Raw genomic sequence first — 22,542 nt, forward strand, 5'->3', positions numbered from 1 at the left:
TCAGGGGCGGTAACGCGGGGCGTGCCTGCGATGTTCCGGAAACCGCGCAGGAAAGCGAGCGGCGTGAGGTCTCAGCCGCGGACCAGCAGAGTGTTGCTGCGGGTGCGGCCGACCTCGCGGTAACCACGGCTGATCATGTCCGCGAGACAGTCCTGCCGCCATTCGTCGCGCGACAGATGCTCGATGACGACGGCGCGCGGCCACAGCGCTGCGGGCGCATCGCGGAAGAAGCTGATCAGCACGCGATCCTCGAAGCCTTCGACGTCGATCTTCAGCACATCGACCCTGGTCGCGCCGGCCTGGTCGAGAATCGCCTGCAACCGCATCGACGGCACCTTGAACGCGTCCGCGCCGGCCGTGCCAACCACGATATGGCTGGCGCCGAGATTGTCGCCGTCGGTCTCGATCATCACCTCGCCGTCGCTGTCGCCGGCCGCCGCCGCAACGAGCCTGACCTGCGACAGTCCCGAGGCGTCGCGGTTGAAGCGGAGCCGCGCATGCGTCACCGGATGCGGCTCGATCGCGATCACGAGGCCATCGGGGCCGACGTGACGCGCCAGCGGCAGCGCGAAGGTGCCGACATTGGCGCCGACATCCACGGCCACGCCGCCGGCCGGCAGATGGCTGCGCAGGAAATCCAGCTCCTCGCGATTGTAGTCGGGATTGAACACGGCGCCGCGCTCGGTGGCGCTGACCTGGTGATAGAGGCGGAAATTCGCGCCCTGGTAGCCGACATCCACCGGACCTGCGCGGAGCAGATTCAGGGCGCGCGTCAGCATCGGCCGGAACGCGCCGCGCTTCAGCCCGGAGCCATGCGCCAGCCGGATCACCAGCGACTGGGCGGCGTTGGGAGCGAAGGTCCCGAAGGGCGGCGGAGAAGGGTCGTTGTCGGGCGTCAAGGTCGCATCCTGCACATGGGGCGGCGAGTGATAGCCGGTTTTGCCGGGCACTCCAATGCGGCTGAGATGGCGGCTTTGTGACCCCGCAGCGACGAGAGCTTGAATGCGAGGCTCGGCTCACACCGCCTTGCGCTGGCGCAGGAAGCGCCCGATCAACCGCCGCTTGCCCTTGCGCGGGATCAGGTCGATGTCGCTCACGAGCTTGGCGCCGCCCTTGCGGCGTTCGAGCACGATCTTGCGGCTGTGGAAGGCCTCGAGCTCGACCCGGTGCGCGACGCTGACGATGGTCGCCTTCGGCAGCTCGGTCGTCACCATTTCCATCATCCGGTCCTGGCTCTTCTCGTCGAGCGCCGAGGTCGCCTCGTCGAGCACGACGATATCGGGACGGTGCAGCAGCAGCCGCGCAAAGGCGAGGCGCTGCTTCTCGCCGCCGGAAAGCGTCTGGTCCCACGGCGCCTCTTCCTCGATGCGCTCCTTCAGATGATCGAGCCCGGTCTTCTGCAGGGCCTCGCCGACCTGCTCCACGCTCCAGTCCTCGGCGGCACCGGGATAGGCCACGGCGCGACGCAGGCTGCCGGAGGGCACATAGGGCCGCTGCGGCAGCATGAAGAGTCTGCGGTCGGGATGGAAATTGATGCTGCCGCCGCCCCACGGCCAGAGGCCGGCGATGGCGCGGACCAGCGTACTCTTGCCGGTGCCGGATTCGCCGGCGACGAGCAGCCGCTCGCCGGGATCGACCACGACCTCGGTTTCACCGACGACGGCCGTGCCGTCATCAAGGGTGACGGAGAGGTCGTTGAGGCTCAGCATCGCATCACCGGTCGTCTCGCCGCGCTTGATGCGGCCGAGACCGTCGCCCTGCTCGGCCCGCTCCAGCGCGTCGAGCGACATCATCAGCGAGGCGATGCGGCGGGCACAGGCGTTCCAGTCGGCGAGGCGCGGATAGTTGTCGACCAGCCAGCCGAACGCGGTCTGCACGATCGTGAACGCGCTCGCCGCCTGCATGACCTGGCCGAGCGTCATGCTGCCGTCGAGGAATTTTGGCGCGCACAGCAACAGCGGCACCACGGGGGCAATGAGGCTCGAGCCCTGCGAGACCAGCGTGGTGCGCATGTGCTGGCCGGCGAGCCGGGCCCACTGCTGCAGCACGTTGCCGAACGTCCGATCGATCCCGGCGCGCTCCTCGCTCTCGCCGCCGAGCAATGCGATGCTCTCGCCATTCTCGCGGACGCGGGTCAGCGTGTAGCGGAAGTCCGCTTCGGCCTGGTTCTTGTCCTCGGAGACCTGCACGAAGCGGCGGCCGATCGTCATGATCGAACCCGAGGCGATGGCGGCGTAGACGATCGCCGCGATCACCAGGAAGCCCGGGATCGTGATCTCGGTGCCGCCGAGATGCAGCGTCAGCGCGCCGCCGATGGTCCAGAGCACGACGATGAAGGTGGCCGCCGACAGCAGCGCCGAGGTCACGCCGGCGACGAAATCGACCGGCGAATCCGCGGCAATGCGCAGATCCTCGGCGATGCGGTATTCGGGGTTCTTGTGGTCGCCGCTGACGAGATTGAGCTGGTAGTAGCGTCCGCTGGTGAGCCAGCGCGTGATGACGCTGTTGGTCAGCCAGGCGCGCCAGCGGCGCTGAATGCCCATGCGGGCATAGACCTGCGCGACGCCGAGCACGACGCTGCCGATCGCCAGCGGGAAGAAGATCGCCGTGAGATGGAAGACGGTGGCGGAATCGCGCTTTTCGATCGCGTCGAAGATCGACCGATTCCAGACATTGATGCCGTATTGTACCGCAACGGTCGCAACGATCAGCAGCAGCAGGCCGATGGTGAACATCCATGCCAGCCGGTCGCCGCTCTTGCCCCAGAAGCCGCGGGCGCTGATCCAGAAGCGGGTCAGCAGGTAGCGCTTGCGGAGCTGCTCGGCTTCCTCGGGCGAAAGCTCCGGGTCGGGCTCCACCAGTTCAGGCGGCGGCGGCTCGACATGGGCACCGCTTTCGGCCGCAATCTCGACGATCGGAGGTTTTTCCGACTCTTCCCGAGCGGGCCGCGCGATGTCCTGAACCTGTCCCATGGCGCGATAACCGCAACCTGAGTTGAAGGTTCCCGCTTGAGTTCCCCGGCACCGCGGGCTCAGGAGAGGTCGGTGTTTGGTGCAACGGGCGGCGCGCGGTAGAGCGGGACGGGCACGACCTTGTGCAAGACGCGCGAGAGTTCCTCGATCGAATAGGGCTTGCGCAGCAGCTCGAAGCCATGCGTGCCCTGCTGCGCCAGCACGTGGCTGTAGCCGCTGGCGAGCACGACCGGCACGTTCAGCTCGAGGCGGCGGATCTCCTCGGCGAGCTCAAGGCCGGTCATTCCGGGCATCACGACATCGGTGAACACGACGTCGAACCGGCTGGCGCTGCTGATCAGCTCCTCCAGCGCATCCTGGGCATTGTCGACCAGGGTGGTGCGATAGCCGAGTTCGGCCAGCGCTTCGGTGGCGGACCTGCCGACATCGATGTTGTCCTCGACTACCAGCACCGACATGCCCTCGCCGCCGATCGGAACGGCACGGTGACCGTCGACGCCGCGCTGCGGATCCGCCGGAGCCACGCGCGGCAGATACAGCGTGAAGGTGGCGCCGTGCCCGACCTCGCTCGCCACCCCGAGCTCGCCGCCGGACTGCTTGGCAAAGCCGAACACCTGCGACAGGCCGAGGCCGGTGCCCTGGCCGATGGTCTTGGTGGTGAAGAACGGCTCGAAGATCCGGCTGAACTGCTCCTGCGGAATCCCAACGCCGGTGTCCTTGACCGCAATGGCGACATAGCCGAGCGGCGGTCGCTCGTGCGGCGCGGCGGGGGTCGGCAGGTCGGCGGCGGGCGCCACCGCGATGCTGAGAAGCCCCTGCCCGGCCATGGCGTCGCGCGCGTTCACCGCCATGTTGATCAGCGCGGTCTCGAACTGCCCGGCATCGGCATTGACGTAGCAGGGCTCATCGGGAACGGAGGTCACGACCTCGATGCGCGATCCCACCAGCGTCTTGGTCATGTCCCGCAGCGTGACGACGCTGCGGCCGATGTCGAACACCTCCGGCTTGAGCGTCTGCCGCCGGGCAAAGGCGAGCAGCTGCGAGGTCAGCTTCGAGGCGCGCGCCACCGTGTCCGAGATCGCGTCGATGTAGCGCTGCCGCCGTTCATCGGGAAGATTCGGCCGGCGCAGCAGATCGGCCGAGGCGCGGATGACGGTCAGCAGATTGTTGAAGTCGTGCGCAACGCCGCCGGTGAGCTGGCCCAGCGCCTCCATGCGCTGGCCGTGCTTGAGCGCGTCCTCGGCCTCGAGGCGTCGGGCCGCCTCGACGTAGAAGTGCTCGGTGCGGCTGCGCGCCAGCATCAGGAAGACGACGAGCAGCGCGGTCGCAGGAATACCGAAGATGAGGTGCCGGCTGATCGTGCCGAGCCAGCGGTCGCGGATGGTCGCCGTCGCCAGCCCCGCGGAGACGTAGACCGGGTAGTCCGCGAGCCGCTGGTAGCCGACGCGACGCTGGATCCCATCGAGCGGCGAGGTTTCCGTGACCAGCTGCTCGGTATCCGCGGCCCCCGCCGGAATGTCGTTCGCGACCGGCCCGGCTTCGTCCGGCGCGGCCGGATAGCGCGCCAGGACCCGGCCATCGTAGCGGCGCAGCGCGAAGTAGCTGCCGGGCGCGCGACCGATCCGGGCATAGAAGTGCTCGAAGTAATCCGGCAGCACCGAGGCCTGGATGACGCCGGTGAAGCTGCCGTGGTCGCCGGGGCGGCGGCGGCTGACGCTGAAGAACGTCGCGCCCTGATAGGGGGGACGGGGTGCCAGCTGGGTGCCGATGAAGGTGCCGATGCTGGTTTTCACATGGGCGGAGAAGTAGTCACGGTCCACGAACGAGGTGTCCGGTGCCGGGTAGACCAGGCTGTTGACGAGCGGCCGGCCATTGGCGTCGAACACCCAGGCCGACTTCATCTGCGGCAGCGCATCCGACAATTGGCGCAGCCGCAGATGCAGCGCCTGCTCGCGGGCCTTGATGTCCGCGTCCGACAGGTCGCGGACGATCTCGTCGATCTCGGACAGGCTGCGGTCGATGGTCTCGAACACCTTGAGCGCATGCTCGTGGACCACATCGAGCGAACGGCGGATCTCGCGGTCGGCCTCTTCGGTCGTCGCACCGTAGGAGACGTAGGCAGCGACCAGGAACAGCGCGACGGGCAGCGCGAGCGACGCGACCGTCATCCAGCGCAGCATCATCAGCGATTTGCGTTGTGCGGTTTGCACAGGTGCTCCGGCCCAAAGGGCTGAGAGCTTAACGCAATCGGCGTCGGCTACAAAGTAGCTGCGCCCGGAACTTCTGACGGTTCCGGGCGCGTCTTATCTAGTTCTCGGTCAGATCTGCCGTTCGACGAGCTTCAACTTCAGCTCGGCGATCGCCTCGGCCGGGTTGAGGCCCTTCGGGCAGGCCTTGGCGCAGTTCATGATGGTGTGGCAGCGGTAGAGGCGGAACGGATCCTCGAGATTGTCGAGCCGCTCGCCGGTCGCCTCGTCGCGGCTGTCCTTGACCCAGCGGGTCGCCTGCAGCAGCGCGGCCGGTCCCAGATAACGCTCGCTGTTCCACCAGTAGCTCGGGCACGAGGTCGAGCAGCAGGCGCAAAGGATGCACTCGTAGAGGCCGTCGAGCTTCTCGCGGTCCTCGTGGGTCTGCTTCCATTCCTTCTGCGGCGTCGGCGTGGTGGTCTTCAGCCACGGCTCGATCGAGGCATACTGCGCGTAGAAATTGGTGAGGTCGGGTACCAGGTCCTTGACCACCGGCTGGTGCGGCAGCGGGTTGATCTTGACCGCGCCGTCCTTCACGTCGTGCATCGAGCGGGTGCAGGCCAGCGTGTTCTGGCCGTCGATGTTCATCGCGCAGGAGCCGCACACTCCCTCGCGGCAGGAGCGGCGGAAGGTCAGCGACGGATCGATGTGGTTCTTGATCCAGATCAGGCCGTCGAGAACCATCGGACCGCAATCGTTGACGTCGACATAATAGGTGTCGACGCTCGGATTCTTGCCGTCGTCCGGATTCCAGCGGTAGACCTTGAACTCGCGGACTTCGGTTGCGCCCGCCGGCTTCGGCCAGGTCTTGCCGCCGGTGATCTGCGAATTCTTCGGAAGTGCGAACTCAGCCATTTCAGGAGGCCTTCTTTGTTATGACGGACGGGCTCAGTACACGCGCGCTTTCGGCGGGATGTACTGCACGTCGTTGGTCATGGTGTAGTTGTGCACCGGGCGGAAATCGATCGTGGTTTTGCCGTCCTTGTTGTCGATCCACGCCAGCGTGTGCTTCATCCAGTTCTTGTCGTCGCGATCCGGGAAGTCCTCGCGGGCATGCGCGCCGCGGCTCTCGGTGCGATTGACCGCGGAGTCCATCGTCACCACCGCCTGAGCGATGAGGTTGTCGAACTCCAGGGTCTCGATCAGGTCGGAATTCCACACCAGCGAGCGGTCGGACACGGCGATGTCACCGATGCCGCCATACACCTTGTGAATGAGGTTATGACCTTCCTGCAGCACCTCGCCGGTGCGGAACACGGCGCAGTTGGTCTGCATCACGTGCTGCATGCTCTCGCGCAGCTTCGCGGTCGGCGTGCCGCCGGAAGCGTAGCGATAATGGTCGAGCCGGCCGAGCGCCTTGTCGGCGGAGTCCTTCGGCAGGTCCGGCTGCTTGCCGTTCGGCGTCAGCTTCTCGGCCAGCCGGAGCGCAGCCGCACGGCCGAACACGACGAGGTCGATCAGCGAGTTGGAGCCGAGCCGGTTGGCGCCGTGCACCGACACGCAGGCCGCCTCGCCCACTGCCATCAGGCCGGGGACGATCGCGTTGTCGTCGCCGTCCTTCTTGGTCAACACCTCGGCGTGATAGTTGGTCGGGATGCCGCCCATGTTGTAGTGCACCGTCGGCACGATCGGGATCGGCTCGCGGGTGACGTCGACATTGGCGAAGATCTTGGCCGACTCCGAGATGCCCGGCAGACGCTCGGCCAGCACCTTCGGATCGAGATGGTCGAGATGCAGGAAGATGTGGTCCTTCTTCTTGCCGACGCCGCGGCCTTCGCGGATCTCGATGGTCATGGCGCGCGAGACGACGTCGCGCGAGGCGAGGTCCTTGGCGGACGGCGCATAGCGCTCCATGAAGCGCTCGCCCTCGGAATTGACGAGATAGCCGCCTTCGCCGCGCGCGCCCTCGGTGACCAGACAGCCCGAGCCGTAGATGCCGGTCGGGTGGAACTGCACGAACTCCATGTCCTGCAGCGGCAGGCCGGCGCGCAGCGCCATGCCGCCGCCGTCGCCGGTGCAGGTGTGCGCCGAGGTGCAGGAGGCGTAGGCGCGGCCATAGCCGCCGGTGGCCAGGATCGTGGTCTGGGCGCGGAAGCGATGCAGCGTGCCGTCATCCATGCGCAGCGCGATCACGCCGCGGCAGGTGCCCTGATCGTCCATGATCAGGTCGATGGCGAAATACTCAATGAAGAACTCCGCCGCATGGCGCAGCGACTGGCCATACATCGTGTGCAACATCGCATGGCCGGTACGGTCGGCGGCGGCGCAGGTGCGCTGCGCCTGGCCCTTGCCGTAGTCCATGGTCATGCCGCCGAACGGGCGCTGATAGATCTTGCCGTCCTCGGTGCGCGAGAACGGCACGCCCCAATGCTCGAGCTCATAGACGGCGTCGGGTGCGTTGCGCACCATGTACTCGATGGCGTCCTGGTCGCCGAGCCAGTCCGACCCCTTGACGGTGTCGTACATGTGCCAGCGCCAGTCGTCCTGGTGCATGTTGCCGAGCGAGGCCGAGATGCCGCCCTGCGCCGCCACGGTGTGCGAGCGGGTCGGGAACACCTTGGTGATGCAGGCCGTGCGCAGGCCCGCTTCGCTGCAGCCGACCACCGCGCGCAAACCAGCGCCGCCGGCGCCGACCACGACGACGTCGTAGGTGTGATCCTCGATCGGATAGGCTTTTCCGTTCGTCGCGGGCGCGCCGTTCGCGCTGCCATTTGCTCCGCCGGCCATTCGCTAGACTCCAGTGGACAGTTTGATGAGGGCGTAGATCGAGGCGATCGCCACGGTCACGGCAAAGAAATTGTTGCCCATGATCGCGATGAGCTTGAGCGACTCGGTGTGGACGTAGTCCTCGATGATCACCTGCATGCCGATCTTCATGTGCCAGCAGCTGGCAACCACGAACAGCAGCATGATCAGCGCGATCGGCAGCGAGCCGAGGATCTGCGCGGCACCGGCCTGGTTGCGGCCGAGCAGCATGATCACGACGACAACGACGGGAACGATCAGCAGGGTCATCGCCACAGCGGTAATGCGCTGACGCCAGAAGTCGCCGGTGCCGGAGTGAGCGGCGCCGAGATTGCGGACGCGGCCCAGCGGGGTCCGCATCGATTTTGCGCGTGCGTTGCTCATCGACCGCCTCCGACTGCGTAAGCCACGATCCACACCAGAACGGTCAAGGAGATGCCGCCGATCAGTGCGCCCCAGGTCAGCGTCTCGCGCTCGTTGGGCTTGAAGCCGTAGCCGAGGTCCCAGACGAAGTGACGGATGCCGGAGAGCAGATGATGCAGCAGCGCCCAGGTGTAGCCGAACACGATCAGGCGGCCGAGGAAGCTGCCCATGAAGCCCTGGACATAGGAATAGGCGCTGGGACCGGACGCGGCGGCGATCAACCACCAGGCCAGCAGCAGCGTCCCGAAATACAGTGCAACCCCGGTGGCGCGATGGACGATCGACAAGATCATCGTCAGCGTCCAGCGGTAGGTTTGCAGATGCGGCGAAAGCGGTCGTTCGATCCTGGCTGTCATTGCTTGCTTTGATGATTTCTTGTTGGCCGTGAACGGAAGGGGCTTGCGGCCGTGTGGGATCGGCAGGCGGGCCTTATTTACGGAGAAGGAACAGGTGTTGCAACGAACAAATGGCCCAAAACCGAACTGCGATTCAGTACTATGACGTCGGTGAAAAAAGGATCAATCTCCGCCGTGGTATACCAGGACCCAGCGCCCCCATTTGACGGCGAATGATGGTTCATTTCTATCTCCTCACCAAGCCCGGCCGAACGCGGCAGACCTCGAAAATAACGCAGGTCGTAGAGCATTGATTCACCGCTTAACTACGGACCGGGGCCGGCCGGTTTCGCCATACACCCGGCTGCACAGGCTCTCGATTCTGCAAACCTGACCGGAAGGATTCGCGGGACGAGCGTCGCCCTGACGCCGCCGGACCCCGAGGCAAACAGGCGCGGATGTCGCCCGTTCCCGATGCTCGACACCCGTATCTCGCCGCTGGTCGATTTTGCCGCATGTCAGGGTCGGACGCCGTGGCCTAGTCTGCGGCGAAACGCGATCCAAAAAAGCGCGCTGCAGGGAGGTCCGATGCCCGTTCCCACGGTCCGGCCGACAGCCACCGAACGCCCGGCGGCGCTGCCGGTGCGCAATGCCTCCTCGCGCGAACCCGCCGAGGAGCCGTTGACCTGCGTCCTCGGATTCGCGGCCGCCGGCCTGTTCGCCGCCTGCGTCGCCATCGCCCTCCAGCACAACATCGCCTCGCTCGCCGTGCTGGAGTTCGTGGTGATCTGCGCCGCGCCGCCGCTGGCCGCGCTCGCGGGCCTCGCGATCGGACGACGGCGCTAGGCCGTCGCTACTTCGTATAAATGTCCTTGTACTGGTCACGCAGCACGTTCTTCTGCACCTTGCCCATGGTGTTGCGCGGCAGCTCGTCGACCACGAACACGCGCTTGGGCATTTTGAACTTGGCAAGCCGGCCGTCGAGGCCCTTGAGCACGCCGGCCTCGTTCACATCGGCGCCGGGATGCTTCACGACCACGGCGGTGACGCCCTCGCCGAAATCGGCATGCGGCACGCCGATCACGGCGGACTCGACCACGCCCGGCATGGCGTCGATCTCGCTCTCGATCTCCTTCGGATAGACATTGAAGCCGCCGGAGATGACGAGGTCCTTGCCGCGGCCGACGATGTGGACGTAGCCCTGGGTGTCGATCTTGCCGAGGTCGCCGGTGATGAAGAAGCCGTCGTCGCGGAATTCCGACTTGGTCTTCTCCGGCATCCGCCAATAGCCCTTGAACACGTTCGGGCCCTTCACCTCGATCATGCCGATCTCGTCGCGGGCGAGCTCCTTGGCCGTCTCGGGATCGGTGACGCGCACGGAGACGCCGGGCAGCGGGAAGCCGACCGCACCGGGCACGCGCTCACCCTCATAGGGGTTCGACGTGTTCATGTTGGTCTCGGTCATGCCGTAGCGCTCGAGCACCGCGTGACCGGTGCGCGCGAACCATTCGCGATGGGTGTCGGCGAGCAGCGGCGCCGAGCCGGAGATGAAGAGCCGCATGTGGCTGGTCGTCTCTTTGCTCAGCCGCGGGTTCTGCAACAGCCGCGTGTAGAAGGTCGGCACGCCCATCAGCACCGTGGCGCGCGCCATCAAATTGATGATGAGGTCCGGATCGAGCTTCGGCAGGAAGATCATCGACGCCCGGGCGAACAGCGTCACGTTGCTGGCCACGAACAGGCCGTGCGTGTGATAGATCGGCAGCGCGTGGATCAGCACGTCGTCCTTGGTGAAGCGCCAGTAGTCGATCAGTGTCAGCGAGTTCGAGGCGAGATTGTCGTGAGACAGCATCGCGCCCTTGGAGCGGCCGGTGGTGCCCGACGTGTAGAGGATCGCGGCAAGATCGTCCGATGTACGCGGCACGGTGGTGAACGCCGTGTCAGCCTTGTCCGCGGCTTCCGTCAGCGAGCCCTTGCCGGACGCGTCGAGCGTCTCGACCTTGGCGCCGACCTTGGCCGCGAGCGCGCCGATGCCCTCGGCCTTCGAGGGATCGCACACCACCACGGTCGGCTCGGCATCGCCGATGAAATAGTCGAGCTCGTTGAGCGTGTAGGCGGTGTTGAGCGGCAGATACACGCCGCCGGCTCGCACCGTGGCTAGATAGAGCACGAGACCCGACACCGACTTCTCGGTCTGCGCCGCGACGCGATCGCCCGGCTTCACGCCACGCGCCACCAGCACGTTCGCCATCTGGCCGGCGCGCGCGACGAGATCGCCATAGGTGATGCGCTGGCCATCATGGGTCTCGATCGCGAGACGGCTGGGATCGTCGAGGCCGTCGAACAGGCGGGCGAACAGATTGGCGTTGGCGGCGTGGTTCATGCAACATTCCCCTGGAGCGGTGGCCGGCCGGCAGTGCCAGCCGGCGGAACATCGTGCTCGACGAAGACGAAAAGGGCCCGGACGGCTGAAAGCAGCGGCTGAAGCGCCGGGGCTGCCGTCTCTGATCGAGGCTGCCTTAGCAAAAACGCCCTTTCGAAGGCAACGGGAGACGCCAGGAAATGACCAAGGGGAAACGGATCGCGTGGATCACCGGGGGCGGTACCGGCATCGGCGAGGCCGGCGCGCTGGCGCTGGCCGCCGAGGGCTGGACCGTCGTGGTGTCGGGCCGGCGCAAGGCGGCGCTCGATGCCGTGGTGGCCAAGATCGCGGCTGATGGCGGCGCCGCGGAAGCCGTCGTGCTCGACGTCGCCAAGGCCGCCGACGTGCAGGCCGCGGCCGACGCCATCCTGATGCGTCACGGCCGCATCGATCTCCTGGTCAATTCGGCCGGCGTGAACGTGCCGCGGCGGCGCTGGGAAGACATGACGCTCGACGGCTGGAACCAGCTGGTCGAAATCAATCTCAACGGCGTGCTGTACTGCATGAAAGCCGTGCTGCCGGCGATGCGCACGCAGCAGGACGGCGTCATCATCAACGTCTCGTCCTGGGCCGGCCGTCACGTCTCGAAGATGCCGGGGCCGGCCTATACCTCGACCAAGCACGCGGTGCTGGCGCTGACGCATTCCTTCAACATGGAGGAATGCGTCAACGGCCTGCGCGCCTGCTGCCTGATGCCGGGTGAGGTCGCCACCCCGATCCTGGAGCAGCGTCCCGTGGTGCCGAGCGCCGCGGAGCAGGCCCGCATGCTGCAGCCGGAGGATCTTGGCCGGACGATCGCGTTCGTGGCGAGTTTGCCGCCGCGGGTGTGCGTGAACGAAATCCTGATCAGCCCGACGTGGAATCGCGGGTTCATTCAGACGCCGGCGAACAGGGAGTGAGGGGGATTGGACTGGTCGCATACTGGGTTCGCGATGAACCGAGCCGGTTGAGGACTCCAGGGCAATGCCAGAGCGCCGGCGTTTGCTCCTAACGAACCATGTGATGGAGGCACGTCTCTCGTCACCCCCGCTGTCATCGCCCGGCTCGACCGGGCGATCCAGTACTCCGAGACGCCGGCGATGGAATCGAGAAGCCGCGGCGTACTGGATGCCCCGCCTTCGCGGGGCATGACGATGGGATATGCGGAAACGTCCTCGCGACACGATGCGCCCGAGCTATTCATGAAACTCGTCGCCCCCTCAAACAGAGGGCGCAGGGAAGGCCGGGCGCTGGCCGCGCCCGTGGCCCGCCTGCAGAAAATAAAGCAGGCGGCAGTCACCACAGGTCTGGCCGAGAACGCCCGGCCCTCCCCGCGCAACGGTTTTAACGGCTGCTTCGCGTTCTCCCTGGTGCGCCGGCTTGCTGGCCACCATCCCCCCGCGAAGCGAAGCCTCAACGTGAGTTGATATCAGCGTCGGGATATCAGGACCGCGCGACTTGACCGTGCGTGCCTCACCGTTCGTCCGCGCAGGAGACCCACGCTGCGTCGACACACGCCCATCGCATCCCACTGCCAACGTCTCGTGACGGTCGCGACACGCCCCTCATGCGGCAGCAGGGACGCGCGGAAATGTGCCGGTGATTTGCCCGACGACACAACGGGACACGCTGCGGCAAACTAACACGACGGGCAATTTGAGCATGGGAGGGATGCGGGCAATGCGCATGCGACGGACATGCGACGGATGTGATCTTGCCAAGAGACCATGTGAGCCGAGATGTCCGCCGCGCAGACGGTGCGCTCCCCTCCCCCTTGCGGGGAGGGGTTGGGGGTGGGGGTCTGCGGGCGATGAACTCAGTGATGTGAATGCGGTCCGAGCAGCAAGGCAGACCTCATCAGTGCGATGGAGCAATGAGCTCCGACTCTCATAAGCAGCGGAGTTCGTGGACCCCCACCCCCGACCCCTCCCCGCAAGGGGGAGGGGGGCTCACCGCCGTTGTGGTCAGCAGCGGGGCTCGAGCATCTTCAGGAACTTAGCCGCCTAAACAGAGCGTCGTCCTGCACTCCACCTCAGAACGACGTTCCGCCGCCGAACCTGAACTCCTGCGTGACGTCGTATTTGCCCTTGGACAGCGGCACCGCGTAGTCGAAGCGGAGGGGGCCGAAGGGGGAGGCCCAGATCAGGCCGACGCCGACGGAGGAGCGGATGACCTTGCTGTCGTCATACTGCATCGCGCATTTGCAGGTCGATGTGTTGACCTCGCCGGTGCCGGCCCAGGAGGTCGGGCCCTGATAGCCCCACAGCGAGCCGGCGTCGGCGTAGACCGAGCCCTTCAGGCCGACCTCCTTGGGCAGGAACCAGAACGGCATCTGTAGTTCGGCCGAGGCGCCCCAATATTTGGTACCGCCGAGCGCATCGCCGGTGGCGCCCAAGCTGCGATAGGTGATGTCGCGCGGGCCGATGCCGTTGGAGGCGAAGCCGCGGACCAGGGTCGGACCCATCTGGTAGTGGTCGAGCATGCGCAGGTCCTTGTCGCCGACCTTGTTGAGGACGCCGCCCTGCAGATGGATCACGCTGACGATGTCGGCGACCAGCGGCGTGAAGTACTTCGCATCGATGGCCGACTTCAGATAGCTGACATTGCCGCCGACGCCGGCGAAATCCTGGCGCCAGTCGATCAGCAGGCCATCGGTCGGGTTCTTGGTGTTGTCGAGCGTGTTGTAGTTCAGCGTGTAGCCGAGCGCCGAGGTCAGCGCCGCGCCGTCGTTCAGCTCCTTGCGGACCGCCAGGCTCGATTCGCCGTCGCCATAGCAGCCATAGCCGTAGACGCCGGATGAGGTCGAATTGGTCGGATCGACGCCGCCGAGCACGCTCTGGATATAGGCCGGGGTCGGATTGAAGGCGAGCAGGCCGTTGGCGGAGTTGTTGTTGCAGTTGGCGAGATAGGACGGCAGCGTGATCTCCTGCCGGTACAGCGAATAGCGCAGCTGCAGCGACAGATCCTCGCGCAGCTGGAAGCCGAGCCGCGGGCTGAAGCCGACGGTGCGCGTGCCATAGCTGGTGTAGCTGTTGGCGAGCTGCTGGCGGTAGGAGACGTCGAGGCCGAGCGCGATCCGGTAGTCCAGCAGATAGGGCTCGACGAAGGACAGCGAGACGCCGCGGGTATATTGTCCGTAGGTGACCGCCGCCTTGGCATAGAGTCCGCGCCCGAGGAAATTGCGCTCGGAGATCGACACCTCCGCCAGCGCGCCATCGGTCGTCGAATAGCCGCCGGAGATCGAGAAGTCGCCGGTCGACTTTTCCTCCAGCAGGACGTTCAGGATCACGCGGTCGCTCGACGAGCCCGGCTCGGTCGTGATCTTGACCTCCTTGAAGAAGTCGAGGTTCTTCAGCCGGCGCTCGGCGCGATCGACCAGCGCGCGGTTATAGGCATCGCCCTCGGAGAGGTCGAACTCGCGCCGGATCACGTAGTCGCGCGTGCGCGTGTTGCCGCGGATGGCGATGCGCTCGATATAGGTGCGCGGGCCTTCGTCGACGGAGAACACGATCGCGACCGTGTGGGCCTCGATGTTGCGGTCGCCGCGCGGACGCACGACCGCGAAGCTGAAGCCGCGGCGCGAGGCCTCGATCTGCATCTCCTCGACGGACTTCTCGAGCTGCTCGACATTGTAGAGAGCGCCGACACTGACCCGCGAATAGCCGCGCAGCGCGTTGGCATCGAGCGCGGCGACGGTCGACTGGAAGTCGACCGAGCCGACGCGATATTGCTGGCCTTCCTCGATCTGGAACGTGACCAGGAAGCCCTTCTGCTCCGGATCATATTCGCTGAGCGCGGCCACCACCTGAACGTCGGCATAGCCGTTCTTGAGGTAGAAGCGGCGGATCAGGTCGCGGTCGGCCTCGACGCGATCGGGGTCGTAGACGTCGTTGTTGCCGAGGAAGCTCAGCCAGTTGGTCGCGCGGGTCTTGATGATGTCGCGCAGACGCGCGGCGGAATAGGCATTGTTGCCGACGAACTCGACCGACTTCACGCCGGTCTTGACGCCCTCGACGACGGTGAAGATGAGGTCGACGCGGTTGTTGGGCTGCTCGATGATTTCAGGCGTGACGCGCACGTCGTAGCGGCCGGAGCGGCGGTAGATCTCGGCGATGCGCTGCGCATCCGACTGCACCATCGGCCGGGACAGCGTGCCGCGCGGCTTCGACTGCACCTCGGCCTGGAGCTGCTCGTCCTTGACCTTCTTGTTGCCCTCGAAGGCGACGCGGCCGATCACGGGGTTCTCGACCACGCGCACCACGAGCCGGCCGCCCTGGCGGTCGATCCTGACGTCGGCGAACAGGCCGGTCTGGATCAGCGCCTTCAGGCCGTCATCGACCTGGCCGGCGTCGAGCGCGCCGGACGGCCCCGGCTTGAAGTAGGAGCGGATGGTGTCGGCTTCGATGCGCCGGTTGCCTTCGATGGTGATCGAGGTCGCGGCCGCCGCAGGGGCCGCCGCGGCGGTGCGGGGCAACGCGGTCACCGGCAGGGCCAGCAGCATCAGGGCAAGCACGCCCGGCAGTCTCAGACGCATCATCGACGCTCTTTCGAAAAGTCAGAGTCCTCGGCGCGACGCAGATGCCGGCACGCCCATGGGAATCGCTGATGCCCGCGAAAGATGGTCGTGATGCGCCATTCTCGTTTCGTGAAATGTCGGATGATGCGGGATGTGACGGAGTGTTTCCGGTCAGACAAACTTGCGCGGCGGGCGGAGCGACCGAGGCCGTGGCCTAGTATGAAGTCCAACTCCGGCACTGCGGCCAGAAGGCAACGGCCGCTGCGGACATCTTCGTTAAGCAATTCGTCCGCCCGCGCCGCATTCGGCGGCTACCGACATCAAATTCTACAAATCTTAGGATGTCGGCAACACCAGGGAAAAACCAGGGTGCTATCTGATGGTCACCCGAACTAAGCCCCCAAGTAGTTCGGCCAAGGCCCGGTGCGCGTAGATTCCCATACTTATTCCGGCGCACCGGGCCGCCCTGTTTTTCAGTAGCAGAATTGAGCCATCGCTCTTGCGGCGAGCCCAGCTGCGCTCCCTCTCCCCGTCCTTCACGGGGCCGCGACGAGCTTCGCTCGCGCTGAGAGGGTTGGGGTGAGGAGCCACCACGAGCACCAGACTCGCGGAGAGCCCCCCTCACCCGGATTGCATCCGACGATGCAATCCGACCTCTCCCGCCCTAGCGAAGCTTCGCTTCGCCCCGGCGCGGCGAGGTTGGGCAGCCACAAGCGCCGACCTCCCACCCTTTTGTGCGATTGGGAAACGCTTCCCCGAAAAGTTCCGGCGAAGCAGCCGTCACCCCCGCCCGAATCACCACAATGTCCGCCGCTGTTGCGAAATTGCCTCTGGATCGAGTGGCGAAAAACGATCAAAACGTGCGGCAGCGCCGATGGTTAATCGCGTCTTAACCTCGCCCCACCTATGGTGACCGCCAAGGCACCGGTTCATGGGCGATCGGCGGCTTCCACTGGTTTGGCGCGCGTTTTACGTATGGCAATGACCGCTTCATCCCCCGCGCCCGCTGGCGCCAGCCATTCGGAGAGCGAACGCTCGCCGTTTGCGCGGCTGAACGAACTGCTCGCCCCCTACCAGCCGGGCAAGCCGATGATCACGCTCGCCGTCGGTGAGCCGCAGCATCCGGTGCCGGATTTCGTCGGGCCCGTGCTGGCGCAGCACATCGCCGATTTCGGCCGCTATCCCGCCGCCAAGGGCATCGAACCGTTCCGGAAAGCGGCGAGCGCCTGGCTGTCGCGCCGATTCGCGCTGCCGCGTGCGGTCGATCCCGAACACGAGATTCTCGTTCTGAACGGCAGCCGCGAGGGCCTGTTCTTCGCCGCGCATGCCGCGCTCCGCCATGTCGGCCCGCGCCGCGGCAGGCCGGCGATCCTGATGCCGAACCCGTTCTATCCGGTGTATGGCGTCGGCGCCCGCACCGCCGGCTGTGACTCCATCTATCTGCCGACGATTCGCGACAACGGCTTCCTGCCCGACCTCGATGCAATCGACGAGGCGACCTTGGCGCGCACCGTCGCGTTCTACCTCGCAACGCCGGCGAATCCGCAAGGGTCGGTGGCATCAGTGGACTACATGCGTAAGCTGGTCCGGCTCGCCAACGCCTACGGCTTCCTGATCTTCAGCGACGAATGCTATTCGGAGATCTACACGCGGCAGGCGCCGGGCAGCATGCTCGAGCATGCCGGGCCCGACTACACCAACGTCGTCGCGTTCCAGTCGCTCTCGAAGCGCTCCAACGTGCCGGGCATGCGCATCGGCTTCGCTGCCGGCGACCGCAGGTTCCTCGCGGCCTTCCATGAGCTGCGCAATGTCGCAGCGCCGCAGGTGCCGGTGCCGCTGCAGCATGTCGCGGTCGCGGCCTATGCCGACGAGGCGCATGTCGAGGAGAATCGGCGGCTGTACCGCGCGAAGTTCGACCTCGCCGACCAGATCATCGGCAACCGCTACGGCTATCAACGCCCCGACGGCGGCTTCTGCGTCTGGCTCGACGTCGCCGATCGCGGCGGCGACGAGGAGGTAACGCTGCGGCTGTATCGCGACGCCGGCGTGCGCGTCGTGCCCGGCAGCTATCTGGCGCGGCCGCAACCCGATGGCTTCAATCCGGGTGTCGGCTATATCAGGCTGGCGCTGGTGGCCGATGCCGCCTCGACCGGCGAGGCGCTGCACCGGCTGGTCGAGACACTCGGATAATCGCGGGGCGGATGCGGATGCCGGCGATCGAACGAGTCATTCCCCTGGTCAACCATCTGCCGACCTCGCTGCGCGAGGCGCTGGTGCGGCGGCTGCGCGAGCTCGCGGGCCTCGGCCTGATCGCGCTGTGCGGTGTCGCTGCCGCGGCGCTGATGACCTGGTCGGTGCAGGACCCAAGCCTGTCGCATGCCACCTCGCGCGCGATCCGCAACATTCTCGGCTATCCCGGCGCGATCAGCGCCGATCTCCTGATGCAGATCCTCGGCCTCGGCTCGATCATGGCGATCCTGCCGCTGGCCGTCCGCGGCTGGCGGATGATGACGCACCGGCCGTTCGATCGCGAGGCGCTGCGCTTCGGCGCCTGGGTGCTGGCAGCCGTCATCGCCGCCGGCTTCGCCAGCTGCTGGCCGCGCTCGCATGCCTGGCCGCTGCCGACCGGCCTCGGCGGTGTCGTCGGCGATGCCCTGGTGCGCGCGCCGGCGGTGGTGTTCGGCCCGCCCGGCGTGATCTACCGCATCGTGCTCGGCACGCTGCTGCTGGTCGCGATGATCGGCTGCCTGCTGGTCGCCGGCGGCATGGGCGCGAAGGAAGCCGATCCGAGCCTGGTCGACGAGGAAGAGGACGACACGCCGCTCGCCGATCCCGAGGATGACGACGACCGCAAGGCCATCCGGCTCGGCTGGATCTTCCACGCGCTGATGAGCGCGAAGGCGCAGATCGGCTGGTTCCTCTCGACGGCCTATCGCGCGCTGGTCTCCTCCGGCCCGCAACCGCGCACGGCCGCCGCCGGCCGGCAGGAGCCGAGCCTCGCCCGCGGCCAGAAGAAGCCGACCCTCGCGCCCGAGATGGAGGGCGACGAGGACGAGGAGGAGGAGGAAGAGGCGGCCGGCGACGAGGAGGACGACGAGGAGGAGGAGCCGGCTCCGAAGGCGCGCAAAAAGCCGGCGCCGAAAACCCCGCCGAAGAAGTCCAGCGACAAATACGATTTGCCGTCGGTCTCGATGCTGGCGGCGCCCAAATCCTCCGACCGCCAGCCGCTGTCGAAGAGCGAGCTGGAGGCCAATTCGCGCGCGCTGGAAGGCGTGCTGCAGGATTTCGGCGTGCGCGGCGAGATCGTCAAGGCGCATCCCGGCCCCGTCGTCACCCTGTACGAACTGGAGCCGGCGCCGGGCATCAAGTCGTCGCGCGTCATTGGCCTGGCCGACGACATCGCCCGCTCGATGAGCGCGCTGTCGGCGCGCGTCGCCGTCGTGCCCGGCCGCAACGCCATCGGCATCGAGCTGCCGAACGTGCATCGCGAGAAGGTTTACTTGCGCGAGCTGCTGGTGGCCAAGGAGGCGACGGAGAGCGTCGCCAAGCTGCCGCTCTGCCTCGGCAAGAACATCGGCGGCGAGTCCATCATCATCGATCTCGCCCGCACGCCGCACATGCTGATCGCCGGTACCACCGGCTCGGGCAAGTCGGTCGCGATCAACACCATGATCCTGAGCCTGGTCTATCGCCTCAGGCCCGACCAGTGCCGGCTGATCATGGTCGACCCGAAGATGCTCGAACTGTCCGTCTATGACGGCATTCCCCATCTGCTCACGCCCGTCGTGACCGACCCGAAGAAGGCCGTCGTCGCGCTGAAATGGGCGGTGCGCGAGATGGAGGAGCGCTACAAGAAGATGGCCAAGCTCGGCGTGCGCAACATCGACGGCTACAACGCCCGGCTTGCGGAAGCCCGCAACAAGGGCGAGGAGCTGACGCGCACCGTCCACACCGGCTTCGACAAGGAGACCGGAAAGGCGATCTATGAGGAGGAGAAGCTCGACCTCGATCCCCTGCCCTACATCGTCATCATCGTCGACGAAATGGCCGACCTGATGATGGTCGCCGGCAAGGACATCGAAGGCACCGTGCAGCGCCTCGCCCAGATGGCGCGCGCCGCCGGCCTGCACGTGATCCTGGCGACGCAGCGTCCGTCGGTCGACGTCATCACCGGCACCATCAAGGCCAACTTCCCGACCCGCATCTCCTTCCAGGTGACGTCGAAGATCGACAGCCGCACCATCCTCGGCGAGATGGGCGCCGAGCAGCTGCTCGGCCAGGGCGACATGCTCTACATGGCCGGCGGCGGCCGCATCAGCCGCGTCCACGGCCCGTTCTGTTCCGACGAGGAGGTCGAGAAGGTGGTGCGCCATCTCAAGGCCCAGGGCTCGCCGGAATATCTCGAGGCGGTCACCGCCGAGGAGCCGAGCGAGGAGGACGGCGCCGTGTTCGACGCCACCGGCATGGGTGGCGGCGGCGGCGGCGACGACCTGTTCGCGCAGGCCGTGGCCGTGGTGAAGCGCGACCGCAAGGCCTCGACCAGCTACATTCAACGCCGGCTGCAGATCGGCTATAACAAGGCCGCTTCACTGATGGAGCGGATGGAACAGGAAGGCATCGTCGGCCAGGCCAACCACGCCGGCAAGCGCGAGATCCTGGTGCCCGAGGAAGAAGGCGGGTTCTGAGCCCTGCCCGTCTCGGTCCCAGATCTGCCGTTTCCGTGTCGTAACTTCACGCAATTACGATCACGCTGACCGACCGAACCACGATAGAAACGCGGAAACATCAGGACGCCGTTTTGAAAAGCCCCTTGTTGAACAGCACGTTTTCATCTCCAGCGGCCTGCCGCGGCCGCCGCTTGTCGACCTGGATGGTGGCGGGCGCCATCACCGTCCTCACAGCGACCGGCCATGCGGCCGCCCAGGGCACGCCGGCGCCCAAAGCGGGGCAGAAGAGCGGCGGCCCGGTCAGCGCCTCCGAGCCGCAGCGCGGCGGTCCCGTGGCCACCCAGACCACGCCGCCCAACCCGATCATTCCCGATCCCCGGCGCAACGTGCCGGCCAGCATCTTCACCTCGTTCGACGCCAACCAGAAGGCGCAGGCCGCCAAGGTCAGCGCCTATCTGTCGTCGCTGCAGACCTTGGTCGGAAACTTCGTTCAGGTCGGCCCGGACGGCAGCAAGACCAAGGGCGATTTCTACATCCAGAAGCCCGGCAAGGTGCGCTTCGAATATGAGCCGCCGACGCCGATCGACATCGTCGCCGACGGCTCGTCGCTGGTGGTGCGCGACCGCAAGCTGGCGACCCAGGACGTCTACCCGCTGTCGCAGACGCCGCTGCGCTATCTGCTGTCCGATCGGATCGACCTGCTCAAGGACACCAACGTCATCGCGGTGTCCTCGGACGATCTCTATGTGACGATCACGATCGAGGAGAAGCAGGCGCTGATCGGCACCAGCCGGCTGATGCTGATGCTCGGCGCCAAGGACGGCCAGCTCAAGCAGTGGACCGTGACCGATCCGCAAGGCTACGACACGACCATCGCCGTCTACAACCTCGACACGACGAAGAAGCTCGATCCGGCGATGTTCAAGATCGACTTCACCAACTACAGCACGCCGCCGGGCTGACGCCGGGCGGCGCACCGCTCAGCGCGACTCGAGGCCGCGGACCTTCCACTGCGCCTCGGACAGCGCGAGCTTCTCAAAGCGCTTGCGCGCCTCCTCGACGTCGTCGGCGGCAAGCGCGTCGCAGCCGGGACGCGCGCGCAGGATCATCGCGGTCGTCGCCCAGCCCAGCCGCGCCGCCTTGCAGGCCAGCAGCAGATCCATCAGGCGATCATCCTGCAGCAGCGATTCGATCGTCTCGATCGAGACCACGCAGAGCAGCGCGAGCGCCGCGATCACGGCGGGAAAATCGCCGGTGACGCAGAAGCGATTGACGGCGGAGTCGCCGAGCTTGCCGCTGCGATTGAGCGCGGCGACCTCGGCCTTGACCTGCTCATAGTCCCACATCGCCCGCATCGCGGCGCCCGACGACCGGGTCGGCGCGGCCTGCAGCGTGGCGCGGGTCGCCGGCGGCGCGGCCTTGATGAAGCGGGTGCGGGCGGCCTCGCTGGCGGCGGCGACGAAAGCGCGCGACAGCTTGGCCGGGAGATCGGTGCGCAGCGCCAGCTTCTCGGCCAGGTCCTCATCGCGCTCGGCGATCTTGAACAGGCTGCGATAGCCGTCCTCGGAGAGTTTCGCGGTGAGGTTCTGCGCCAGCGCCATGCGCACGGCCGGGAAGCCGCGGGCGATCAGCTGCGTCGTGAGACTGTCGCCGATGCCCCTGCGGCTGGCGATCGCGGCCAGATGCGCCGGGCTACCGGCCCGGATGAACTCCGCGAGATCGCGTTCGGTCAGCACGGCCGCCTTGGCCAGCATCGGACCTGCGACCCGCAATTCGGGATGCACCGCGAGCAGACGGACGGTGGCGTAGGGCGCACGCTCGACACCGGCGAGCGCCATGCTCAATTCGGCTACCAGATCGGTCGCGACCTGCGGCATCAGCCGGGCGAACATCTGGTCATAGAGATCGAGCTGCTCGTCCGACGCCGGACGCGGGCCGGCGAGGAACAGGCTGGTGGTCCGGCGCAGCATGTCGGTGGCGAGTTCGGACACCGTCCTCGCCTCACCGGCGGGCGTTTTGACGGATGGAGCTGCCGCAGGCGCTGGGGGCATTGCAATTCTCTCATGGTCGGCGCCGGCCGGCTGTGAGGCGGCGCGCATCGCTCATCAATTTGCGGAAGAATGCGAAGGCCGGACTAAAGGGGCGTTAAGCCAACCACGGGGAACTACGGAAGCGTCAGGCCGTCGTTAACGGATTTCACCCGGCCCGGGCCAATGTTCTCGTCTTGTTCTTGCGAACGC

General features: G+C 66.5%; 16 protein-coding genes. 6 read left to right on the forward strand and 10 right to left on the reverse strand.

Annotated elements, in window-relative coordinates:
• Positions 1–71: 71 nt before the first annotated feature.
• From ACQR0Z_RS00320 to sdhC, 7 genes are all read right to left on the reverse strand, one after another.
• Positions 72–899: an FkbM family methyltransferase gene (locus ACQR0Z_RS00320; protein WP_434917989.1), complete on the reverse strand. Its 828-nt coding sequence runs from the start codon at positions 897–899 to the stop codon at positions 72–74.
• Between the two features lie 117 nt (positions 900–1,016).
• Positions 1,017–2,972, reverse strand: coding sequence for an ABC transporter ATP-binding protein/permease (locus ACQR0Z_RS00325; protein WP_434917328.1), 1,956 nt, complete (start codon positions 2,970–2,972; stop codon positions 1,017–1,019).
• A gap of 59 nt (positions 2,973–3,031) precedes the next feature.
• The gene (locus ACQR0Z_RS00330) at positions 3,032–5,182 is read right to left on the reverse strand and encodes an ATP-binding protein (protein ID WP_434917329.1); all 2,151 of its coding nucleotides are present in this window, start codon (positions 5,180–5,182) and stop codon (positions 3,032–3,034) included.
• 108 nt (positions 5,183–5,290) lie between these two features.
• Positions 5,291–6,073, reverse strand: a complete 783-nt coding sequence (locus tag ACQR0Z_RS00335) for a succinate dehydrogenase iron-sulfur subunit (protein ID WP_006613010.1) — start codon at positions 6,071–6,073, stop codon at positions 5,291–5,293.
• Positions 6,074–6,106: 33 nt separating this feature from the next.
• Positions 6,107–7,945: a succinate dehydrogenase flavoprotein subunit gene (gene sdhA / locus ACQR0Z_RS00340; protein ID WP_434857919.1), complete on the reverse strand. Its 1,839-nt coding sequence runs from the start codon at positions 7,943–7,945 to the stop codon at positions 6,107–6,109.
• A 3-nt stretch (positions 7,946–7,948) separates the two neighbouring features.
• The gene (sdhD, locus tag ACQR0Z_RS00345; protein ID WP_011923484.1) at positions 7,949–8,323 is read right to left on the reverse strand and encodes a succinate dehydrogenase, hydrophobic membrane anchor protein; all 375 of its coding nucleotides are present in this window, start codon (positions 8,321–8,323) and stop codon (positions 7,949–7,951) included.
• Positions 8,324–8,343: 20 nt separating this feature from the next.
• Entirely contained in the window at positions 8,344–8,742 is a 399-nt protein-coding gene (gene sdhC / locus ACQR0Z_RS00350; protein ID WP_011923483.1) for a succinate dehydrogenase, cytochrome b556 subunit, read from the reverse strand.
• A 567-nt stretch (positions 8,743–9,309) separates the two neighbouring features.
• On the opposite strand from sdhC, the gene ACQR0Z_RS00355 reads away from it, so the two are divergent.
• On the forward strand, positions 9,310–9,567 hold the full coding sequence (locus tag ACQR0Z_RS00355) for a hypothetical protein (protein ID WP_434917330.1): 258 nt from the start codon (positions 9,310–9,312) through the stop codon (positions 9,565–9,567).
• 7 nt (positions 9,568–9,574) lie between these two features.
• Here ACQR0Z_RS00355 and ACQR0Z_RS00360 read toward each other — a convergent pair whose 3' ends face one another.
• Complete coding sequence (locus tag ACQR0Z_RS00360; protein ID WP_434917331.1) at positions 9,575–11,101, reverse strand: malonate--CoA ligase; 1,527 nt, start codon at positions 11,099–11,101, stop codon at positions 9,575–9,577.
• A 179-nt stretch (positions 11,102–11,280) separates the two neighbouring features.
• Between ACQR0Z_RS00360 and ACQR0Z_RS00365 the strand changes: the two genes are divergently transcribed.
• On the forward strand, positions 11,281–12,039 hold the full coding sequence (locus ACQR0Z_RS00365) for an SDR family oxidoreductase (RefSeq protein WP_434917332.1): 759 nt from the start codon (positions 11,281–11,283) through the stop codon (positions 12,037–12,039).
• Positions 12,040–12,321: 282 nt separating this feature from the next.
• A complete protein-coding gene (locus ACQR0Z_RS00370; protein WP_434917333.1) occupies positions 12,322–12,546 on the forward strand; it encodes a hypothetical protein in 225 nt (74 codons plus the stop codon).
• A 605-nt stretch (positions 12,547–13,151) separates the two neighbouring features.
• Here ACQR0Z_RS00370 and bamA read toward each other — a convergent pair.
• Complete coding sequence (gene bamA, locus ACQR0Z_RS00375) at positions 13,152–15,656, reverse strand: outer membrane protein assembly factor BamA (protein ID WP_434917334.1); 2,505 nt, start codon at positions 15,654–15,656, stop codon at positions 13,152–13,154.
• 954 nt (positions 15,657–16,610) lie between these two features.
• On the opposite strand from bamA, the gene ACQR0Z_RS00380 reads away from it, so the two are divergent.
• From ACQR0Z_RS00380 to ACQR0Z_RS00390, 3 genes are all read left to right on the forward strand, one after another.
• Entirely contained in the window at positions 16,611–17,825 is a 1,215-nt protein-coding gene (locus tag ACQR0Z_RS00380) for an aminotransferase class I/II-fold pyridoxal phosphate-dependent enzyme (protein WP_434917335.1), read from the forward strand.
• Between the two features lie 11 nt (positions 17,826–17,836).
• Positions 17,837–20,320: a DNA translocase FtsK gene (locus tag ACQR0Z_RS00385; RefSeq protein WP_434917336.1), complete on the forward strand. Its 2,484-nt coding sequence runs from the start codon at positions 17,837–17,839 to the stop codon at positions 20,318–20,320.
• Between the two features lie 185 nt (positions 20,321–20,505).
• The gene (locus tag ACQR0Z_RS00390) at positions 20,506–21,264 is read left to right on the forward strand and encodes an outer membrane lipoprotein carrier protein LolA (RefSeq protein WP_434917990.1); all 759 of its coding nucleotides are present in this window, start codon (positions 20,506–20,508) and stop codon (positions 21,262–21,264) included.
• 18 nt (positions 21,265–21,282) lie between these two features.
• On the opposite strand, the gene ACQR0Z_RS00395 is transcribed toward ACQR0Z_RS00390, so the two are convergent.
• A complete protein-coding gene (locus ACQR0Z_RS00395; protein WP_434917337.1) occupies positions 21,283–22,353 on the reverse strand; it encodes a DUF2336 domain-containing protein in 1,071 nt (356 codons plus the stop codon).
• Positions 22,354–22,542 lie beyond the last annotated feature (189 nt).

It is taken from the genome of Bradyrhizobium sp. HKCCYLS3077, from assembly GCF_051167555.1.
Lineage (GTDB): Bacteria > Pseudomonadota > Alphaproteobacteria > Rhizobiales > Xanthobacteraceae > Bradyrhizobium.